The following is a 16,722-nucleotide window of genomic DNA, read 5'->3' as shown; positions in this document are numbered from 1 at the left end:
CCGTGCGTCGGTGCAGAGGCGAGCGGAGACATCATGAGGCGCGGGCGGTAACCCGCCACAGCGCGGAGCCGAGCAGGGCTGCCGCGATCACGGCCTGCAATAATGCGAGATAGCCGGCGCCCGCCAATCCGGCGGAACCGGTGAAGAACGGCAGCAAGGGCAAGAGGCCCAGTCCGGCGACCAAATTTCCCCCGACCGACAGCCCGGGATGGCCCAATGCGATCAGCGCCGCACTTGTCGGGGGTCCGGCCATTGCCACGACTCTTGCCAACGTAAGCCATATCATGACTGTCGCAGCACCTGCATAGGCGGACCCTCCGATCAGCACCGCCACCTCGCGCGAGAAGAGTGCGAGGAGAAGAACCAGGGGTAGCGCTGTCGCAAGCGCGATACCGACGCAGCGCGCGAGGGCATGCCGAATGGCGATCCTCGCGCGGCCGTCCGCGGCGAGACGCGCCAGCTCGGCATAAGCTGCCTGTCCCAATATTTGAGCGGGCTGCGAGATGACGATCGTCGCGCGGTGCGCGATCGAATAGAGGCCCGCTGCGGCCGGGCCGAGCATTGCGCCGACAATGAGCGGCGTCAGCCTGCCGGTGAGGTCGCCGAGCATGATATCGGCATTGGCCGTCAGCATGAAGCGGCCCAGACCGTCATGCTCGCGCCGCGCGTCCGCAACGGCGCCGAGCAAAGGCTCGTCGAGCATATGACGACGCGCAAGGTAGATGGCCGCGACCCAGAGCGATATGCCCTCTACCAGCGCAGCGACGAGCCAAGCGACGAGAAAGGCCGTGAGCCCGAGATCGAAGGCGATGACCACCAGCGTACCGAGCAACCGCATCACTGGCGTCACGATATTGTGGAGCGCAAGGAGGTCGAAGCGTCGCAGGATCTGCAGATACCCGCCGGGGGTCGCACGCACGGTCGCGAGGACCGCGAAACAATAGGGTATCGCCAGCGCCTGCGCATCCTGCGACCACCCAAGCAGCGGTCCGACGATCGGCACCGCGATCGCCGCGACAATCACCGCGACCAGCCCCGCGGCGAGTTCGATCGCGCCGACAAAGCGGAGCAACCGGATGAGCTTGGCGTGGTCATTTTCAGCCGGCTGGACGCCGTAGCGGACAATCGCGTGCCAACCTGGAAAGGCGATGAGCCCGCCGACGAGCATCGCGAAATAATTGACGAGAACGAGCACGCCATATTGCTCGGGGCCGAGGATGCGGGCCGCGGCGACGACATAGATGAGACTGATCAGCCCTGCCGCCGCCTTGCCGCCGAGCAGCAGGCCGAGATTCTGGTAGATACGAAGAACCGGCCCTGCCGAACCTTTTGCGATGTCAGTGAACAAGACAGGTGTCGGACGATGCGCCCTCGGGCTTGCGACCGCTGGCGAGACAGACGATTGCGCGCGCGGCGCGCTCCGAAGACGGCTCGGCGGTGAGGTCGAACGTATGGTCGAAGAGCCGTCGCTGCACGGCGCGATAGCGCGCCGGATGCTCCGCTACCGCTTCCTCCAAGCCGCGACCAAGATCGACCGCCTTCGAAATGACCGGTCCCGACTGCCAGTGCGCGAAATTCGGATCCTGATCGGGATCGATGCCGTGGCTGTTGAGGAAGAGGCAAGGCCGGGGCGATTTGAGAAACTCATAGACCTGGCTGCTGACGTCGCCGAGATAGATGTCTGCCCCGTTGGTATAGCTCATGTCGGTCAGCGCGGCACTGCCGAGATCGATATGGATATTCGGGGCTGCGGCGTAGCGGCGGTGCAGCGTTCCGGGCAGACCGACGCAAAGCTTGTCGATCGTGACCGCCATTCGCCGCTCGAACATCATGATGTGGGGCGCGAAGATCAGGTTGTAGCGATCGGAGGCAAGGAAATAGTCGAGCACTGCCCTGCCCTGCTTGTACCAGGAGGAGAGATGCGGCGAGACATGCGGATTGTAGAGTACGATCGGCCGATTGCTCCCGCGAAACTTGAGCGGGCGCCCATCGCCGGCGGCGATATCGAACTTCGGATAGCCGGTGATCGTCAATCGCTCGGGACGGACTCCGGCTTCGCTAGTCAGTCGGTCGCGGATCTTCGGCCCAGCGGCCAAGATATGATCGAAGAGGGCGGTGGACGTGCCGAAACCGATCGCCCGATCGCCCGCGCCATGATCGGTCAGGACCATGCGGAGCGATGACAGGCCGTAACGGGACTTCAGGATCAGCGACGTGCGCTCGGTCACTACGAGCAGGTCGAGCGATCGGAAAAAGTCCAGATTGTCCCGGTAAACCAGCAATTTCGCAGCAGGGACGAGGGATCCGAGAGCCGCCTCGATGCCCCGGGATGCAAAAGAGCGCAGCCGGAGCGCGACGAGACGCAGGCCCGCCGGGACCGCGCCGCCCATCAGTCGGAGCGCTTCGCGCGCGAGAAGGTCGCTGGTCGTCGCAATGACGATATCAGCGCCGCTGCCCATTCGCGCCAGCGCTATGGCGACCGGCAGACTGTGCGCCATCTGGTGAATCTGGTCGTGGTTGAAAAGAAAGGCGATCCGCATGGGGGGAATGACGCCGCGGCGGCGCGATATCCGCATCAAGTGCGGAAAAAAGCTTCTGGTGGCGTCCTCGCTGCGGAGGAAAACGCTCATGCCATCGTCCCGTCCGCTTTCGGTCTTCGACCTCGACCGCACCCTCACCATCCACGGAACCTGGTCGCCGTTCCTGTTTTTTGCCGCGCGGAGGCGCAGCCCGTGGCGGCTGATCTTCGTGCCGCTGGTCGTCGCGCTCATGGCCGCTTACAAAGCGGGGGTTCTGACGCGCAAGCAGCTCAAGCAGGCGATGCACCGTCTGATGCTCGGAGGCGCCGTCGACCTCGACGCCGTCACTGACCTTGCCGACGCCTATGCCGAACACAGCCTCACGCGCAATGTCCATGCCGATGCTATTGCGAGCATCGCCGCCGAAACCGCTGCCGGACGGCGAGTGGTCATCGCCTCGGCGGCGCATCTCTTCTATCTTGAGGCAATCGCGTCGCAGCTTGGCGTCACCGATGTCGTCGGTACCGCGTCGATGTGGCGCCGGCGCGATCTCACGCCACGGATCGCCGGTGAGAATTGCTATGGCGAGAGCAAGCGGCGAATGCTGGAACATTGGCTCCGCGGCCAGGAGATCGATCGCACCAAGGTCCATATCCGCTTTTTCTCGGACGATCTGTCGGACCTTCCGACCTTCGAATGGGCTGACGAGGCCGTTGCGGTCAATCCGTCGAAGAAGCTGCTTAATGTGGCGCTCAGGCGCGGCTGGACTGTCTATGACTGGCGCGAGGCCAAGGCGGCGCGCGATGGGGCTCCGCAAGCGCAGGCCAGAGTGACCCCGACCTGACACCGCATCAATCGCTGCGGTTTCGTGTCGCGAAGCGCAGCAGGTTCCACCAGAGCGGCGCGCCCCGCTGCCAAACGAAACGGGCGCGATCGCGTGTCTTGCCTTTCGAAGGCGAGTGCGCCGCGCCCGATTGGCCGACCCGGTGGGTGCGCAAGGTCATTCAGGCGGCCGATGGCGCCGGCCGGCACGCGGCCGGCAACCGCATCATCAAACGATCGACCGGAATCCAGCGCGACAGGTGGCGCGCAGGCCGGCTCGCCGAGAGGAGCGCAGCCTCGATCGCGCCGGGACCCTGGCTGCGCTGAAAGCGAAACAAGGCGAGAGCCGCGAGGGCAAAGCCGAAGACGATCATCAGCTGAAAAAGCGGAGCCAGCGCATGGGCGCTATCTTCGATGGCCACGACGGCCTGAACGAAGCCGACGATGAGAAGGATTCCGGCGCCAAGTCCGAGCGCCGACGTCGACCGCTTCGGGGGAACGCCAAGCGCAAATCCGAAAAAGGGGACGAGGATGATGAAGGCGGCGGTGACAAACCGGCTGCCCAGGGCAGCGCGCGCCGCATTGCGTCCGGCGCCCGTTCGTCCGCCGACAGCGGCGCCGATCAGATCGCCCAGCATGAGGCGATCGTTGCGATGGCGCGCCGTCCCGCGGGCCAGCTTTGGGGCGAGCAGCTGGACGGGCATCTTCAATGCTTTGAAGGACGCAATTTCGAGCCGGCCGGCCGATCGGGTGACGATGACATGGCCGTCGGATAGCCGCAGCAGCACCTCGCCGCGCCCGCCGTTGATGACCCTTCCGGCCCGGGCAGCGACGGTCAGGTCCGGATTGCGAAGAAAAAGACCCCGAAATTCGCCGGTACGCCGATCGACGGCGTCGACGTGAAACACCGTGTCGGGGCGAGGACGAAGAAACTCGCCCGGCGCGATCGACAAGCCGAGGTTGCCGATCGCAATCGATGTACCGAGCGCATCGAGCCGCTGCTCGCCAGCCGGTTCGACATAGGCGCGTAGTCCGGCATGCAGCATGGCAACCGCAAGCGCCAACAGCAGCGGAACGCGGAGCAGCCGTGCAGGCGACAGACCGATTGATGCAAAGATATCGAGTTCGCCGCTGATGGCAAAACTCCGAAAGGCAACCGCCACCGCCACGAACACCGAGATCAGGAGGCCGATGCCGAGATATTCCGGAACGAGATAGACCATGAGCTTGATCAGGACCGCGACCGGCTGCTCGACATTGTCGAGCAAGCCCATCAGCCGCCGACTGTTCTCCAGGCTCAGCAGCAAAATGACCATTGCGCCGGTGGCGAGAAAGGGGCGCGCCAGCCGCCGCGCTATATAGAGATCGATGGCGGACATCAGGCGGCAGAGCGCAGAGGCATAGCGAGCAACTGATAATGGCGGAAAAGAGCCGCGAAATGATCGTCGATGCGCGGTGTGTCGGGCGCGCGCCGGGCGGCGGCCGCGCGTAGCCGGCTGCGATCGCGCGCGAGGAGCCGCCCGATCGCCCGCGCCGCGGCGCTCGCATCGCCAGCCGCGTAGAGCTCGCCGTTGTCGTCGCCGACAAAATCGGACGCGCCGCCCGCATCGGGCGCGATCAGCGGCAACCCCGACGCCGCAGCCTCCGCCGCCACGAGGCCGAAGGTTTCCGCCTCGCATCCATGAATCAGCGCGTCGGCGCTCGCCATGAGCTTGGCGAGAAGGAGACGATCGGCAATCGGGGCAAGAAGATGGACATGCGGATTGTTGCCGATGTGACGCACGAGCCGCCCCCGGTCGCGGCCGTCGCCGACAAGGACGAGACCGATCGGGCGATGTTGCGATGCCGCAAGGCATGCGTCGACGACGAGCGGCCAGCGCTTTTCGGCACTGTGACGGCCGACGCCAATGATCAGGCTCGCGCTTTCGGGAAGTGCGCAGCGCGCCAGAAGATCGCGGCGCAAGTCGGCATCGCGATGCACGGGAGAAAACAGGCCTGGGTCGACCCCCATTGGAATTGTCGCGACGCCTGCCACGCCGCCCGTGAGCAGCCGCGCCGAAAGATGACGATTGGCACTGACAACACAATCGAAGCGCTCGCCGAGGCGGCGCAAATGACGCCAGAAGAGGTCGAAGCTCCTGTCGATCGTTTCACGGCTGCCGAAGCGGCCGAACCAGCGATAGGGATAGGCCGCCAGTGGATCGGCGTGCATGACGAGGGACCGCGGTGCGCTCCCCTGCCAGCCGGCGACGATGCTCGCGGTGCGCCAGGGCGACGAGGCCTCGACGAAATCGGGGCGTTCGGCGTCGAGACGGGCATGCACTGCCGCCACATCGTCGAAATAGCGATAGCGGCGGTCGACGAGCAGTTGCGGGCTCGCGATATGGACGATCCGGCCGCCGCCGGGCCGCAGCTCGACATGATCGTGCGAGCCGGGGGCAATGACGACGACCTCGTGCCCCAGCGAAGCGCCGAGCGCGAGCTTGCGATCAATATAGGTTTTCACGCCGCCGCCATGCGGCGTGTAAAAGGCGCAGACATCGGCGATTTTCATTTGCGCTCCAGGGGGCGATATTTGAGCCCGCTCAGATAGGTCATGACGATCTGGGTGCGTGTCGGCCCCGCTCCCACCAAGACCGAAGCGGCTGCCGCCGTCGGTTTCGACCAGCCGAGCTTCGGATTGCCGCCAAAGCCAAGGCCATCGGATAATTTGTCCCATTTGAGATTACGGTTCCGGTCGTGCAGGACCGACAGGCTGTAGCGGCCGGGTCCCGGCACACGCAGACACAACGTCACCGGCCCGGATGCCGGCAGGACCAGATCGACCCGGCGGAACATTTTATGCGCGTTGATCAGGACAGCATCGTCGGCGAGAAAGTCGCTGTCATTGTCGGGGTAGAGCTCGGCCCGAACCAAGCCCTTGCGATCCTTGAGCCCGGTTATCCCGACAAGCAGGGCCGGGCCGGCCTCATTCGGCCGGCACGCAGCCTCGGCCTTGCCGAGCGACGCATCGGGTTGGACCGGCCCCGCTCCGGCAAGCAGCAAAAGCGAAAGCGGCGCGATTGCGTGTCTCATGCCCGGTGCGCCGTGGCCAGTTCGGTCAAAGTCAGGACGGCGCCGATCGCGAGATGCACGAGCAGCGTCAGGCCGGCGATCATCGCGATCAACGGGCCGAGCGCGCCGTCATGACCGATCAGGAAAATTGCAACGCTGGCGAAAACCAGATCCTTGTTGGGAACGAAGGGGAGCCGCGTCACGAGCAGTTGCAGGGTCGCGAGGATGAGCAGCCAGCCCATCGACACCATCGGCAGCGCGCTGTGCCACATGAGGCCCGACAGTAATGTCGTCAGCAGCAACCGCCCGATGTGAACGCCGAAGATCATGCGCAATTCAGCGCGCGGCAGCGAGAAGATGCGATGCCGAAAGGCGAGGAGCGCGAGCGACATTCCGATCATCAGAGCCGCCGACAGGGCTACCGTGCGACCATGGAATTCAGGGGCCATGCGGCCGATAGCAGGCCAAGCAAGCGCGAGCATGGCCAGGGTCATGAGGTTGCCCGCGACGGCCGACAGGATGCTGACATCCTTGATGGCGCCGAAGGGCGCCGCCGCCATCGTCGCGCGACGCCGCGCCCAGCCGTAGAAATAGGCCTCGCCGCTATAGCCGAACAGGATTTCGTTGCTGACGAGCTTGCGCAACAGGGCGGCAAAACCAGCGGTCGGGATATTCCACAAGCGCCGAAAGATCACCCATTCGGAGGCAGGCAGGGCAAGATAATAAGCCGAAAAGCCTATCCAGAACATCGGCGAGGCGGGCACGCCCCGCAACAGGTCAGTGACGCCGATACTGGCCAGCTTCGAGCCTAGCGCCGCGAGGAGCGCGAGCGACAGGCCCAGGGAGAGAAATTTCTGCCAGGGTTGTCGCTCCCGAAGCAGTGGCCGGAGGCGCTCGGTCCATGTCCCCGGGTTTGTGCGCAAAGCTCGAGAGGCCATCGATCACCTTTTGGCAGCGGTTCCTGGGGGAGTGACGCCAGGCGCGCGCATAATCCGCACCATGGGCTTCGAAAAATCATCCGGGCACAAGATCGCGGTATGGCGATGGCCGATGCGAGCGCGCAAAAGCCGCGAGAGCGCGCGCAATTTCGGCTAGGAGGCGCGGCGAATCGACATCATGCGGGTGGACCGCAAGGCGAACTGTTTGCGCCCGCGCGAGCAGCATCGTCGCAAGCCGAGACCAGAGGATCGAACTAGCGATGCGCACAGGAGAACGGCTGGCATAGGTGACCACCGGTCCCCTCGCGAGAACCGCCGAGGTTTGCGGGTTCCAGACCCGGAAATGATCCTCGATCATCCGTATGTTCTGCGCCGCGAGCGCAGCAATGCTGTCCTCGCTATAAAGCCAGGCTGGCGCGACAAACCCTGCGATCGACCGGCCGATGAGCTGTTCGATCATGTCTCGCCCCTCGGCAATCCTCGTTTCAGCATCGTGGGTCGATAATCCCAGAAACTCTCCTTCGCCGGCGGTCATGCGCGTGGCTTTCCACCGCGCGACGGAACTATCATGCCGGCTCTCGTCAAGATGGGTGAAGCCGTGGAGGAACATCTCGCACCCAGCATCCGACCAGCCGCGCAAGCGGCGCCCGAAACCGGGGTCGGCGGTCAGTAATCCTTGTTTGTGGAAATCGGGGACGACGAGCAGCGCAAAACGCCCTGGCCCGATTGCCTCCTCGACAAGCGGAACGAGGCGGTCGAGGCGCGCGGTATGCACAGGCGTGACGTCATGGATCGAGGCCAGCAGTCGGCGACGCCCGCTCATGCAGAGAGCCGATCGAAGAGCGCCAGATAATTGGTTGCCGATGCACCGAGTTTATGGCGATCGGTCACCTCGCGTACCGCACTGGACGTCGGGCGCGCCCGGCGTAGCCGTGCGACGATCGCCGCGGCGATGGCCTCGGGTTGGCGCTGCCGGACGACGGCGCCCAGCTCGGACGACCGGAAGATTTCGGGCAGAGCGAGCGAGCAATCGGTCGTCACGATCGGAACACCGGCCGCGATCGCTTCGACGAGGACCGCAGGATAACCTTCGTAATGTGAACTCATCAAATAGAGACCAGCTTGCGCCAGATAGGGTGCGATGTCAGGAACATGGCCCGGCATCTCGACCCGCGACGCGACCCCCAGCCGCCGCGCTTCGCGTTCGAGGCGGCCGCGCAGAGGGCCTTCGCCGAGAATGAGCAGCCGCGCTTTCAGCGCGACCGGCAGTTCGGCAAAAGCCCGGATGGCGGTGAGCAAATCCTTTTGCGGCGCCAGTCGCGCGGCGCACAGAATGAGCGGCGCGGGTTCATGGCCGGCGCGGCTTTGCGGTACAGCGATATCGTCCTCAAGGATGGGCTCGGCTATTTCGGCGAGCGCGTGGCCCGGAAACACCGATCGCGCCTCCGCGAGCAGCGACGGCGACATCGCGACCAGCATGTCCGCCGGGGCGGCGGCGAGGCGGATGGCGGCGTCGGCAAGTCCGCGCACGAGGCGCCGGACGCCACCGCGGCGAATCGGGTTGCTGAGCTTGCTGACAAAAACCGGTCTTTTCGTGAAACGCTGACGTCCGAGGAAGGCGAGAATGATGAGGTGAAAATTGCCCGGCGAGAACAGGATGTCGGGGGCTGCGGCGCGGACGAGGCGTGCCATGCGCCAGCCGAGTTGGGCGCGCGACCAGGGGCTGCGCCTTGTCTCGGGCGAACAGGATAGGACCGTTACGCCGGCTCCGACCAATGTGCGCGCCGCGCCTTTCTCGGTGCCGCAGATGATGGTGACGCGGCGCCCCATCTCCGCCCAGCGGTTGGCGAGGCGAATGGCGATCCGCTCGCTTCCTCCGGTCGAGAAATCGTGGAGGATGATCGCAATATGGCGGGCGTTGGTCATGTCAGAATTTCTGCCTCAGGAAGATCTGGACGCGCGCGTCCCGGTGCTGAACATCGCGGTCCTGCTGCTGTCGAAAGTCGATGCCGACCGACAGGCGCTCGGGGTCGCCCGCTGGATGCAAGCTGGCGGTCAAGCCCCAACCGCTTACAGCGTGGGGCGCGCCGCCAGCGAGGTCGGCGATACGCTCGACGGGGGTCCGGTTCTTCGCTGGACCGGCGTCGAACAAGCTCGCAGCGAAATCGAAGCGATTGTCGCGGGACCAGTGCAGCGCGATTGCGCGCTCGTCGGTGCGATAATTTCTGTGCGCGCTGACGATGAACGCGGGACGTCGGCGCTCAACCGCAAAGGTTGCGCCAAGCGACAGCGTGTCGCGCGCAGATATCTGCTGGGCCGCGCCCAGTTGAACCGCCAACAGCCCGAAATGCCGGTATTCGAAACTTTGCGCGGCAGATGTCGCGGGGAGCGAACGGGCGCGCATCGCAGTCAGCTTGAGCTCGCCGCCTGTCCACTCGGCGGTGGCCGACCGGTTCTTCATTGGTCCGAGCGCTGCGATATCGGAAACAGGCGCGGTCGAACCGGTCGGTAAGGACAACATCGACGATGTGGGGACCGGCGCGATGGGGAGCCGCGCCGAGCTAGGCAGTCGATCGCGGGCGATGAGCGTGGCGTGGGTCACCGCAATGCTCGGCGATGCCTCCTGCGCGGGCGCCGCAAAGGGAAGTATCAGCGCAGCCATCGCTGCAGCACGGGCCGCAATCACCGTCATCGCATATCCCCTCGGCAAGCTCGGGCGCCTGCCGGTCAGGCGTCCGGAAGGTCTGACGCCATCATGCCGCGATTCCCGCACCGGCTGCGCAAAGTGCGGATCGCCGCGCACCGCGGCGTCAATCAGCAATTCTCGAAGCGGAAGGGATCGCCAGGATGGAGACGAAGATCATGCGCGTGGGCGGGCTGATGGCGATGGCGCCGCTGCTACTCGGAGGTCTTGCCCCTCGTGCCGCCGCGAGCGAGCCGCGGCGTCCCGCTCCACCGGCGGCCTCCGCACTCTCGATCATGGCCTACAATGTGAAGGGCCTGCCCTGGCCGATCGCCTCCGACCGCACAGCCGACTTCACACGCATCGAGGCGCGTCTGCTCGCGATGCGCGCGCGCGACGCGCAGCCGCATGTGATCATCCTGCAGGAGGCCTTTACCGCGTCGGCCAAAGCGATCGCGCGTCGTAGCGGTTATCGCTATATTGTCGAAGGTCCGTCTCGCGATCTTCAGAGCATGGTGCGGCCGCGCGCGAGCGACCGGCCCTTCATCGACGGCGCGAGCTTCTTCAAGGGCGAGCGTTCGGGCAAACAAGTCGGCTCGGGGTTGATCCTGGCGTCGGACTATCCGATCCTGTCGGTGCATCGCGAGGCTTTCCCCGCCTTTGCTTGTGCGGGTTATGACTGCCTCGCCAACAAGGGCATGCTGATGGTGACGATCAAGGTGCCGGGCAGCGCAACGCCGGTGACGGTGGTCACCACCCATATGAACAGCAAGAAATCCTCCGGTGTTGCCCAGGCTCGTTCGCTCTACGCCTATCGGCGGCAAGTCGAGGCGATCGACGCCTTTCTTACCCGCTACCGCAATCCCGACCAGCCTGTCATTTTGGCCGGCGATTTCAACGCCAGCTCGGTCGAGCGGCGCTCGTACCTAACCGCGCACAGCGCGGCGAACTGGACCACGAAGCGGCGACTGCCGATCGACAATGCCCTCCAGCATTGCCTCAAGTCGGACGCGCCCTGCGGACGCGCGGTCCCGGCTATCGCCGCCACTGTCTTCCAGAAAGGGCGCGATTGGCAATTTTTCTCGCCCGGCTATCGCGCCTCGATCCAGGCGATCGCGATGGCGGTGCCGTTCGGCCGCGAGCACGACGGCACGATGTTTTCGGACCATGTCGGCTATCGCGTGACCTATCGCCTGACGCAGGCGTTCAGGTCCCCAGCACATCGGCGGCGCCCGCTCGCCTGATCGGCCCGGCGTCCGCGGTCAGCCGGCCGGTGCAGGCTCGCGCGGCGCCAGAGCCAGCAGGACGGCCGGCAGGAAGAAGAGCACCAGCGGCACCGCGGCAATCAGGCCGAAAATGATCGCCGTTGCGAGGGGTTGCTGAAGTCCGGCACCGCGGCTCAGCCCGAGCGCGAGCGGGGCGAGCGTCAGCACCGCGATCAACGCAGACATCAGGATTGGGCGCAGCCTCTTCTTCCCGGCTTCGAGCAACAGCGCCGCAGTGATCGGCTTGTCTCGTTCGATCTCGGCGAGGAAGAAGATGACGAGTTCGGCGACCATGCCCACCACCATCGTCAGCCCCATGAGCGCTGAGATATTGAGTTCGATTCCCATGACCCACAGTCCGATCATTACCGCCGCCGCCGTGAGGAGCACCGTCGCGATCGCGGCGGCCGTCCAGCCGGCGCGTTCGAACAGAAGGGTAATCAGCAACGCGCTGAGCAGCAGAGCAGCACCGAACACCAACGCAAGGTCGGCGAAGCTCTTCTGCTGCTCCGCATAAAGCCCGCCATATTCGACGCGGACCGAGGTCGGGAGTTTGAGCTGGCCGACCGCGCTCTGGATTTCTGTCATGGCCGAGCCGAGATCGCGGCCCTCGAGCCGCGCGGTAACCGCGATATAGGGGGCGAGATTTTCGCGCGTGAGCTGCTTCTGTCCGCTCTGGACCGAGACGGTGGCGACCGCCGCCAGGCGAATGCTGCTGCCGTCCGGTGCGACGAGCGGGAGGTTCTCGATCCGTGCGACATCGTTTCGCAGGTCCTGCGGCGCGCGCACCCGAACGTCGATCAGCTGCGCACCGATGCGGACCTGCGTCGCGGCCGTGCCGCCGATCGCGGTTTCGAGCTGCGCGGCGATGCTGTCGGGATCGAGCCCATATTGGGCGGCCGCGCCCGGATCGACGGCGATGCTGATCGCGTCGCCAGCGACGCGCAGGCCGTCGATCACCTCGACGACCCCCGATATCTTGCCGATGCGCTCGCCGATCGTCTTCGCCCCCGCTTCGAGCGCTGCGGTATCGTCGCCGAAGAGCTTCACCTCGATCGGCTGGGGAACGGCCGTCAGATCGCCGATCAGATCCTCCATCAGCTGGATCAGCTCGACCTCGAGCCCCGGCACCTCGGCTGCGATCTTCTCGCGCATACCGGTCATCACAGCCTCGATATCGCGCCGCGAGCCGCCCTTGAGCCGGATGAAATAGTCGCCCTCATCGGCTTCGGTCAGGCCGCCGCCGAGTTGGATCCCGGTACGCCGCGAATAGCTCGCCACTTCCGGGGTCGCGCTGATGATCGTCTCGACACGCCGCAGCAAGGCGTCGGTATCCTCGAGCGACGCACCCGATTGGGCCTTGTAGTCGAGGACGAAGCCGCCTTCATCCATCTTCGGCATGAATCCCGAAGGAACATTGCGCCAGGCGGCATAGCCGCTGACCGCCAGCAGCGCCCCGACGACCGCCGCAAACAGGACAGGCCGGCCAAAGGCGCGCGCGCTCGCGCGGCCGTAGCGGGCGAGCAGCGGGTCGAGGATAGCGTTGGCCCGGTCGGCGGACTCCGCGTCCTTCTGGCGCAGCCAATGAGCGGCGACCAAGGGAATGACGAAGCGCGCGAAGAGCAGGGAAATGAGCAGCGCAGCGACCATCGTGACGGCCAGCGCCTGGAAAAAGCCCCCCGTCACCCCGCTGATGAAGGCAAGGGGAAGGAAGACTACGATCGTTGCCATGGTCGATCCGAGCAGAGGCATGCCCATTTCGGCGGCAGCGCCGAGGAGCGACTGCGGATCGCTCAGCCGCTGCTCCTGCATCCGCCGCATCATATGTTCGAGCATCACCACCGCATCGTCGACGACAAGGCCGACGGCGGCGGCCATGCCGCCCAGCGTCATCATGTTGAAGCTCATCCCGAGCGCGAAGAGAAGCAGACAGGTTGCCGCAAGGACCGCGGGCAACATCAGCCCGGTGATGACCATCAGCCGTCCCGAGCGGAGGAAGACGAAGAGCACGATTCCGGCGAGCACCGCGCCCATCAGTATCGCATCCCGCACCGCATTGGCCGCGCCTACGACAAGTTCGGACTGGTCGTAGAAGGTGGTGACCTTGACCGACGGCGGCAGGCGGAGCGCGGCGAGGCGCGCATCGACCGCCCGCACGATCGCCACGGTATCGCCTTTGAGCGCCTGACGGACGTTGACCAGCACTGCCTGCTTGCCGTCCGAGGTCACCCGGCTGAACGCCGGAGCGGTCGAGGGCGTGATCGTCGCGATCTGCCCGAGGGTGACAACTCCCGAGCCGCCTGCCGCCGCCTTGACCGGGACCGCCGCGAGATCGCTTGCATCGGCGACGCGGTTTTCGAGCAGGACCAGATAGAGACGGTGCCGATCCTCGATCTTGCCGAGACCACGCACCATATTGGCCTTGCCGAGCGTCGCCACGACGTCGCTCAGGCTGATGCCGAGCGACTGCAGCTGCGATGGATCGACCTCGACCGCAAATTCACGGGGGCTGCTACCGAGGATATCGACGCCGGCAACACCTTCGACCGAGGTCAACGCCGGCAGGATCTTGAGTTCCGCAAGGGTCCGAAGCGCCTCGGGGCTAAGACTGTCCGAGGTCAAGGCAAAGCCGGTGACCGGAAAGATCGTGGGATCCGAGCGCCGGACGTTGAAGCGCGTCCCTGTCGGCAGGGTCGGCAGCAACGTGGCAAGCGCGCCTTGCGTCGATTGCGCCGCGGCGACCATATCGTCGCCCCATTGAAAGTTGAGTGCGACTTCGGCGCTGCCGCGGCTCGTGACCGAGCGGACCCCGGTCACGCCCGGGACGGCGCGCAGCCCGATCTCGATCGGGCGGGTGATCTCGGCTTCCATCTGCGCCGCGTCGCGATCCCCGGCATCGACCGAGACGACGACGCGCGGATAGTCGATGTTGGGGAAGAGCCCGACGGGAACGCGGGTCGCGGATACCACGCCTGCGAGGGTGAGCAGGATCACCGCGAGCCAGATCGACCGCGCATGTTTGCTGATGACGTCGGTCACTTCTTCGCGGCCTGGATGCGGACTTTCATGCCGTCCTCGAGCGCGGTGACGCCGACCGTGGCGACGCGGTCACCCGGCTTCAACCCGGACGTAACGGCGATCCGGTCGCCGGTGCGCGGACCGACAACGATATCGCGCCGCTTGGCGACATTCTGGACGATGACGAAAACGAACGGCTGGCCGCCATCGTCGAGCAAGGCAGTATAGGGTATGGTCATGCCGCCGGCGATATTGGCGAGGAGCACGCGGCCGGTCAGGCTCTCGCCCGCACCGACGCCGCTTTCATCGGGTATCTGGACATAGACCGAAGCCAATTTGGTAACCGGGTCGACGACGCTGTCGACCGACAATATGGGGACATTGAAGGCCGCCTTGCTGCCTGCCGCGGTGATTTCGACATAGCTGCGCTGGGGGATGCGCCGCGCGATCGCTGGATCGACGCCGAAGCGGGCACGCAGATCGCCCTCCTTGACGAGCGAGACGATCGTCGCACCGGCGGCGACGAGTTCGCCTGCGCTGGCACCGATGACCTCGACGGTGCCGCTCGCGGGCGCGCGAAGGACCAGTGCGCTATTGCGGGTGGCCAGGCTTGCGCGCGACGCATCGGCGGCCTGTTTGGCAGCGCGCGCCGTCTCGACCTCGGCGTCGCTCACCAGTCCATCAGTCCGCAGCCGCCGCGCGCGGGCATGCGCCAGATCGGCGGCATTGGCCGTCGCGGAAGCCGTCGCAAGATCGAGCCGAGCGGTCGGGCTGGGGCTCAGGCGCACGAGAATCTGGCCGCGCTCCACCTGACTCCCGACTGGCGCGTCGACCGCCTGGACCAGCGCCTCCATCGGCGCCGACAGCGTATATTTACCCGCGCCATTGGCCTCGGCGGCGCCATAAAGCGTTAGCTTTTCGTCGATGGCGCCGGTGATTACGGCGGCGACATCGATCGTCGCGACAGGGTCGGGCGCCGCGGTATCGGCCGGGGACTGGCAGCCACTCAGCAAGAGGCCATAAGCGAGCGGCAGGGCAAGAAGTTTGCGGCTGATCATAGGGTCCAAGCTTCCTGGGGGGCGCCGACAAGCAGTTCGAGCGCGATGGTCTGTTCGGCGATCGCCTGTTCGGACTGGAGGAGCAGCAATTGGCGGTCGCGCAGGCTCTGCTCGGCGACCTCGGCGGTCGCGAGCGCGAGATCGCCGCGCTGTGCGGCCCGGCGGCTCGCCAACGCGAAGGTCGCGAGCGCCGGCATCCCGGCGCGCAGGAGCGCATATTGCTGGCGCGCGATCGCAAGCCCCGATGCGGCGGCGGCGATATCAGCGCGGGTCTGGAACAGGCGCGCGTCATATTCCTGCCGCAGCGCCTCACGGGTGGCTTCGGCGACGGCGATGCCGCCGCGGTTGCGGTTCCACAGCGGCAAGGTGAAGCCGATCGAAGGGCCGATGAGCTTGTTGCCACCGGTATCGCGCGCGCCGCTGATGGTAAGATCCAGAGTGGGGAACTGGTCAAGGATAGCGCGGCGAACAGCCGCCTCCTGTGCATCATAGCCGGCGCGCAAGGCGGCCAGATCGTCGCGGTCGGCCAGCGCGAGAGCGAGGAGACGATCGGCATCGGGAACCGGCGCCGGGAGCGACGCGGGCGCCAGCCGCAGCGCGTAGGTCGGCGGCAGCCCGAGCAAGCGATGCAGTTCAGAGCGCGCGGTCGCGAGAGTCGTCTGGGCGCTGCGAAAATTGCTCTGGGCATCGAGCGCTGCAATGCGCGATGACTGGACCTGATCGGGGGCGATGTCGCCGCGGCCCGCCGCTTTCAGATAGCGCCCGAGCAGCGCCTCGCTGGCATCGGCGCTGGTGGCCGCATTGGCGAGCGCCTGCTCGAGCGCCAAGACGCGCACCGCCTGCAGCCGCGCGTTGCAGGCGGTCTGCCATTCGGCCCAGGCGAGGTCGAGCCGCACTTGCCGCGCCTCGGCGACCGCTTGGGCGCGCTGTACCCTTTGCGTGCGCAGCGCATTGAGGCTGAAACCGAGCGCGCCGGCGATATTGTCGAGCGGATCGGGACCCGAGAGGATATGATCGACGCCGAAACTGAAGCTGGGATCGGGAAGCAGCCCCGCAGCGAAGACTTGCGCGTCCCGCACGCCGGCGCGGGCGCGCTGCGCCTTGAGTTCCGGGTTGGCGATCACCGCGAGTATCGCGATGCCATTGGGATCGAGCGGGGCCGACAGGTCGAGCGCCACGGGTTTCAGATAGGGCCGGTCGATATGCGCGGCGTCGCGCGACAAGAGGTCGGCGATTGGCGCCTGTAGGGCCGGCGCGGACATGGGATCGGCAGCGAGTGGTCGCGGTTCAAAGTGGGCGCAAGCCCCCAGCGGCAGGAGCAGTAATAGGGGCGGTGACAGCCGAAACCATTTGGTCATGCTCGAA

Annotated in this window: 14 protein-coding genes; 2 read left to right on the top strand and 12 right to left on the bottom strand. The window is 65.8% G+C overall.

All coding sequences use genetic code 11. The features are described from left to right. Positions 1-31: 31 nt before the first annotated feature. Complete coding sequence (locus CVO77_RS12590) at positions 32-1,348, bottom strand: lipopolysaccharide biosynthesis protein (RefSeq protein WP_242445924.1); 1,317 nt, start codon at positions 1,346-1,348, stop codon at positions 32-34. Beyond that, positions 1,338-2,540 carry a hypothetical protein gene (locus CVO77_RS12585; RefSeq protein ID WP_105999366.1) on the bottom strand — a complete coding sequence of 401 codons (1,203 nt, stop codon included), beginning with the start codon at positions 2,538-2,540 and terminating at the stop codon, positions 1,338-1,340. Before CVO77_RS12585 ends, CVO77_RS12590 begins: the two co-directional genes overlap by 11 nt. A gap of 88 nt (positions 2,541-2,628) precedes the next feature. Between CVO77_RS12585 and CVO77_RS12580 the strand changes: the two genes are divergently transcribed. Further along, positions 2,629-3,363, top strand: coding sequence for an HAD family hydrolase (locus CVO77_RS12580; protein WP_158258062.1), 735 nt, complete (start codon positions 2,629-2,631; stop codon positions 3,361-3,363). A gap of 160 nt (positions 3,364-3,523) precedes the next feature. On the opposite strand, the gene CVO77_RS12575 is transcribed toward CVO77_RS12580, so the two are convergent. The 7 genes from CVO77_RS12575 to CVO77_RS12545 all read right to left on the bottom strand — a co-directional run bounded on the left by CVO77_RS12575 (position 3,524) and on the right by CVO77_RS12545 (position 10,136). Further along, entirely contained in the window at positions 3,524-4,720 is a 1,197-nt protein-coding gene (locus CVO77_RS12575) for an LptF/LptG family permease (protein WP_105999364.1), read from the bottom strand. Beyond that, positions 4,720-5,895 (bottom strand): glycosyltransferase, encoded by a 1,176-nt coding sequence (locus tag CVO77_RS12570; RefSeq protein ID WP_105999363.1) that lies wholly within the window; start codon positions 5,893-5,895, stop codon positions 4,720-4,722. Before CVO77_RS12570 ends, CVO77_RS12575 begins: the two co-directional genes overlap by 1 nt. Beyond that, entirely contained in the window at positions 5,892-6,416 is a 525-nt protein-coding gene (locus CVO77_RS12565; RefSeq protein WP_105999362.1) for a DUF2141 domain-containing protein, read from the bottom strand. The genes CVO77_RS12570 and CVO77_RS12565 overlap by 4 nt, the downstream gene beginning before the upstream one ends. Continuing rightward, a complete protein-coding gene (locus CVO77_RS12560; protein ID WP_242445923.1) occupies positions 6,413-7,159 on the bottom strand; it encodes a hypothetical protein in 747 nt (248 codons plus the stop codon). Before CVO77_RS12560 ends, CVO77_RS12565 begins: the two co-directional genes overlap by 4 nt. A 250-nt stretch (positions 7,160-7,409) precedes the next feature. Beyond that, positions 7,410-8,156: a DUF2334 domain-containing protein gene (locus CVO77_RS12555; protein ID WP_105999361.1), complete on the bottom strand. Its 747-nt coding sequence runs from the start codon at positions 8,154-8,156 to the stop codon at positions 7,410-7,412. Next, positions 8,153-9,259, bottom strand: coding sequence for a glycosyltransferase (locus CVO77_RS12550; protein WP_105999360.1), 1,107 nt, complete (start codon positions 9,257-9,259; stop codon positions 8,153-8,155). Before CVO77_RS12550 ends, CVO77_RS12555 begins: the two co-directional genes overlap by 4 nt. A gap of 1 nt (position 9,260) precedes the next feature. Beyond that, on the bottom strand, positions 9,261-10,136 hold the full coding sequence (locus CVO77_RS12545; RefSeq protein ID WP_146130867.1) for a hypothetical protein: 876 nt from the start codon (positions 10,134-10,136) through the stop codon (positions 9,261-9,263). A 44-nt stretch (positions 10,137-10,180) separates the two neighbouring features. Here CVO77_RS12545 and CVO77_RS12540 point away from each other — a divergent pair, with 44 nt between their 5' ends. Then, entirely contained in the window at positions 10,181-11,260 is a 1,080-nt protein-coding gene (locus tag CVO77_RS12540; RefSeq protein ID WP_105999358.1) for an endonuclease/exonuclease/phosphatase family protein, read from the top strand. Between the two features lie 18 nt (positions 11,261-11,278). On the opposite strand, the gene CVO77_RS12535 is transcribed toward CVO77_RS12540, so the two are convergent. From CVO77_RS12535 to CVO77_RS12525, 3 genes are read right to left on the bottom strand one after another with little or no spacing between them, the layout of a single operon-like run. After that, positions 11,279-14,320 (bottom strand): efflux RND transporter permease subunit, encoded by a 3,042-nt coding sequence (locus CVO77_RS12535; protein WP_105999357.1) that lies wholly within the window; start codon positions 14,318-14,320, stop codon positions 11,279-11,281. Then, positions 14,317-15,357 (bottom strand): efflux RND transporter periplasmic adaptor subunit, encoded by a 1,041-nt coding sequence (locus tag CVO77_RS12530; RefSeq protein WP_105999356.1) that lies wholly within the window; start codon positions 15,355-15,357, stop codon positions 14,317-14,319. The genes CVO77_RS12535 and CVO77_RS12530 overlap by 4 nt, the downstream gene beginning before the upstream one ends. After that, positions 15,354-16,619 (bottom strand): TolC family protein, encoded by a 1,266-nt coding sequence (locus tag CVO77_RS12525; protein WP_242445922.1) that lies wholly within the window; start codon positions 16,617-16,619, stop codon positions 15,354-15,356. The genes CVO77_RS12530 and CVO77_RS12525 overlap by 4 nt, the downstream gene beginning before the upstream one ends. Positions 16,620-16,722: the final 103 nt, after the last annotated feature.

Origin of the sequence: Sphingopyxis lindanitolerans (assembly GCF_002993885.1) — a bacterium.
GTDB lineage: Bacteria > Pseudomonadota > Alphaproteobacteria > Sphingomonadales > Sphingomonadaceae > Sphingopyxis > Sphingopyxis lindanitolerans.
Note: the sequence above shows the minus strand (reverse complement) of the source record. Positions and strands in the feature narration are given on the sequence as shown.

Bases quoted from the DNA above. Each gene is read 5' to 3' on its own strand.
- CVO77_RS12580 (WP_158258062.1), top strand. From the start codon at position 2,629: ATGCCATCGTCCCGTCCGCTTTCGGTCTTCGACCTCGACCGCACCCTC.
- CVO77_RS12575 (WP_105999364.1), bottom strand. From the start codon at position 4,720: ATGTCCGCCATCGATCTCTATATAGCGCGGCGGCTGGCGCGCCCCTTT.
- CVO77_RS12540 (WP_105999358.1), top strand. From the start codon at position 10,181: ATGGAGACGAAGATCATGCGCGTGGGCGGGCTGATGGCGATGGCGCCG.
- CVO77_RS12565 (WP_105999362.1), bottom strand. From the start codon at position 6,416: ATGAGACACGCAATCGCGCCGCTTTCGCTTTTGCTGCTTGCCGGAGCG.
- CVO77_RS12570 (WP_105999363.1), bottom strand. From the start codon at position 5,895: ATGAAAATCGCCGATGTCTGCGCCTTTTACACGCCGCATGGCGGCGGC.
- CVO77_RS12550 (WP_105999360.1), bottom strand. From the start codon at position 9,259: ATGACCAACGCCCGCCATATTGCGATCATCCTCCACGATTTCTCGACC.
- CVO77_RS12525 (WP_242445922.1), bottom strand. From the start codon at position 16,619: ATGTCCGCGCCGGCCCTACAGGCGCCAATCGCCGACCTCTTGTCGCGC.
- CVO77_RS12555 (WP_105999361.1), bottom strand. From the start codon at position 8,156: ATGAGCGGGCGTCGCCGACTGCTGGCCTCGATCCATGACGTCACGCCT.
- CVO77_RS12530 (WP_105999356.1), bottom strand. From the start codon at position 15,357: ATGATCAGCCGCAAACTTCTTGCCCTGCCGCTCGCTTATGGCCTCTTG.
- CVO77_RS12585 (WP_105999366.1), bottom strand. From the start codon at position 2,540: ATGCGGATCGCCTTTCTTTTCAACCACGACCAGATTCACCAGATGGCG.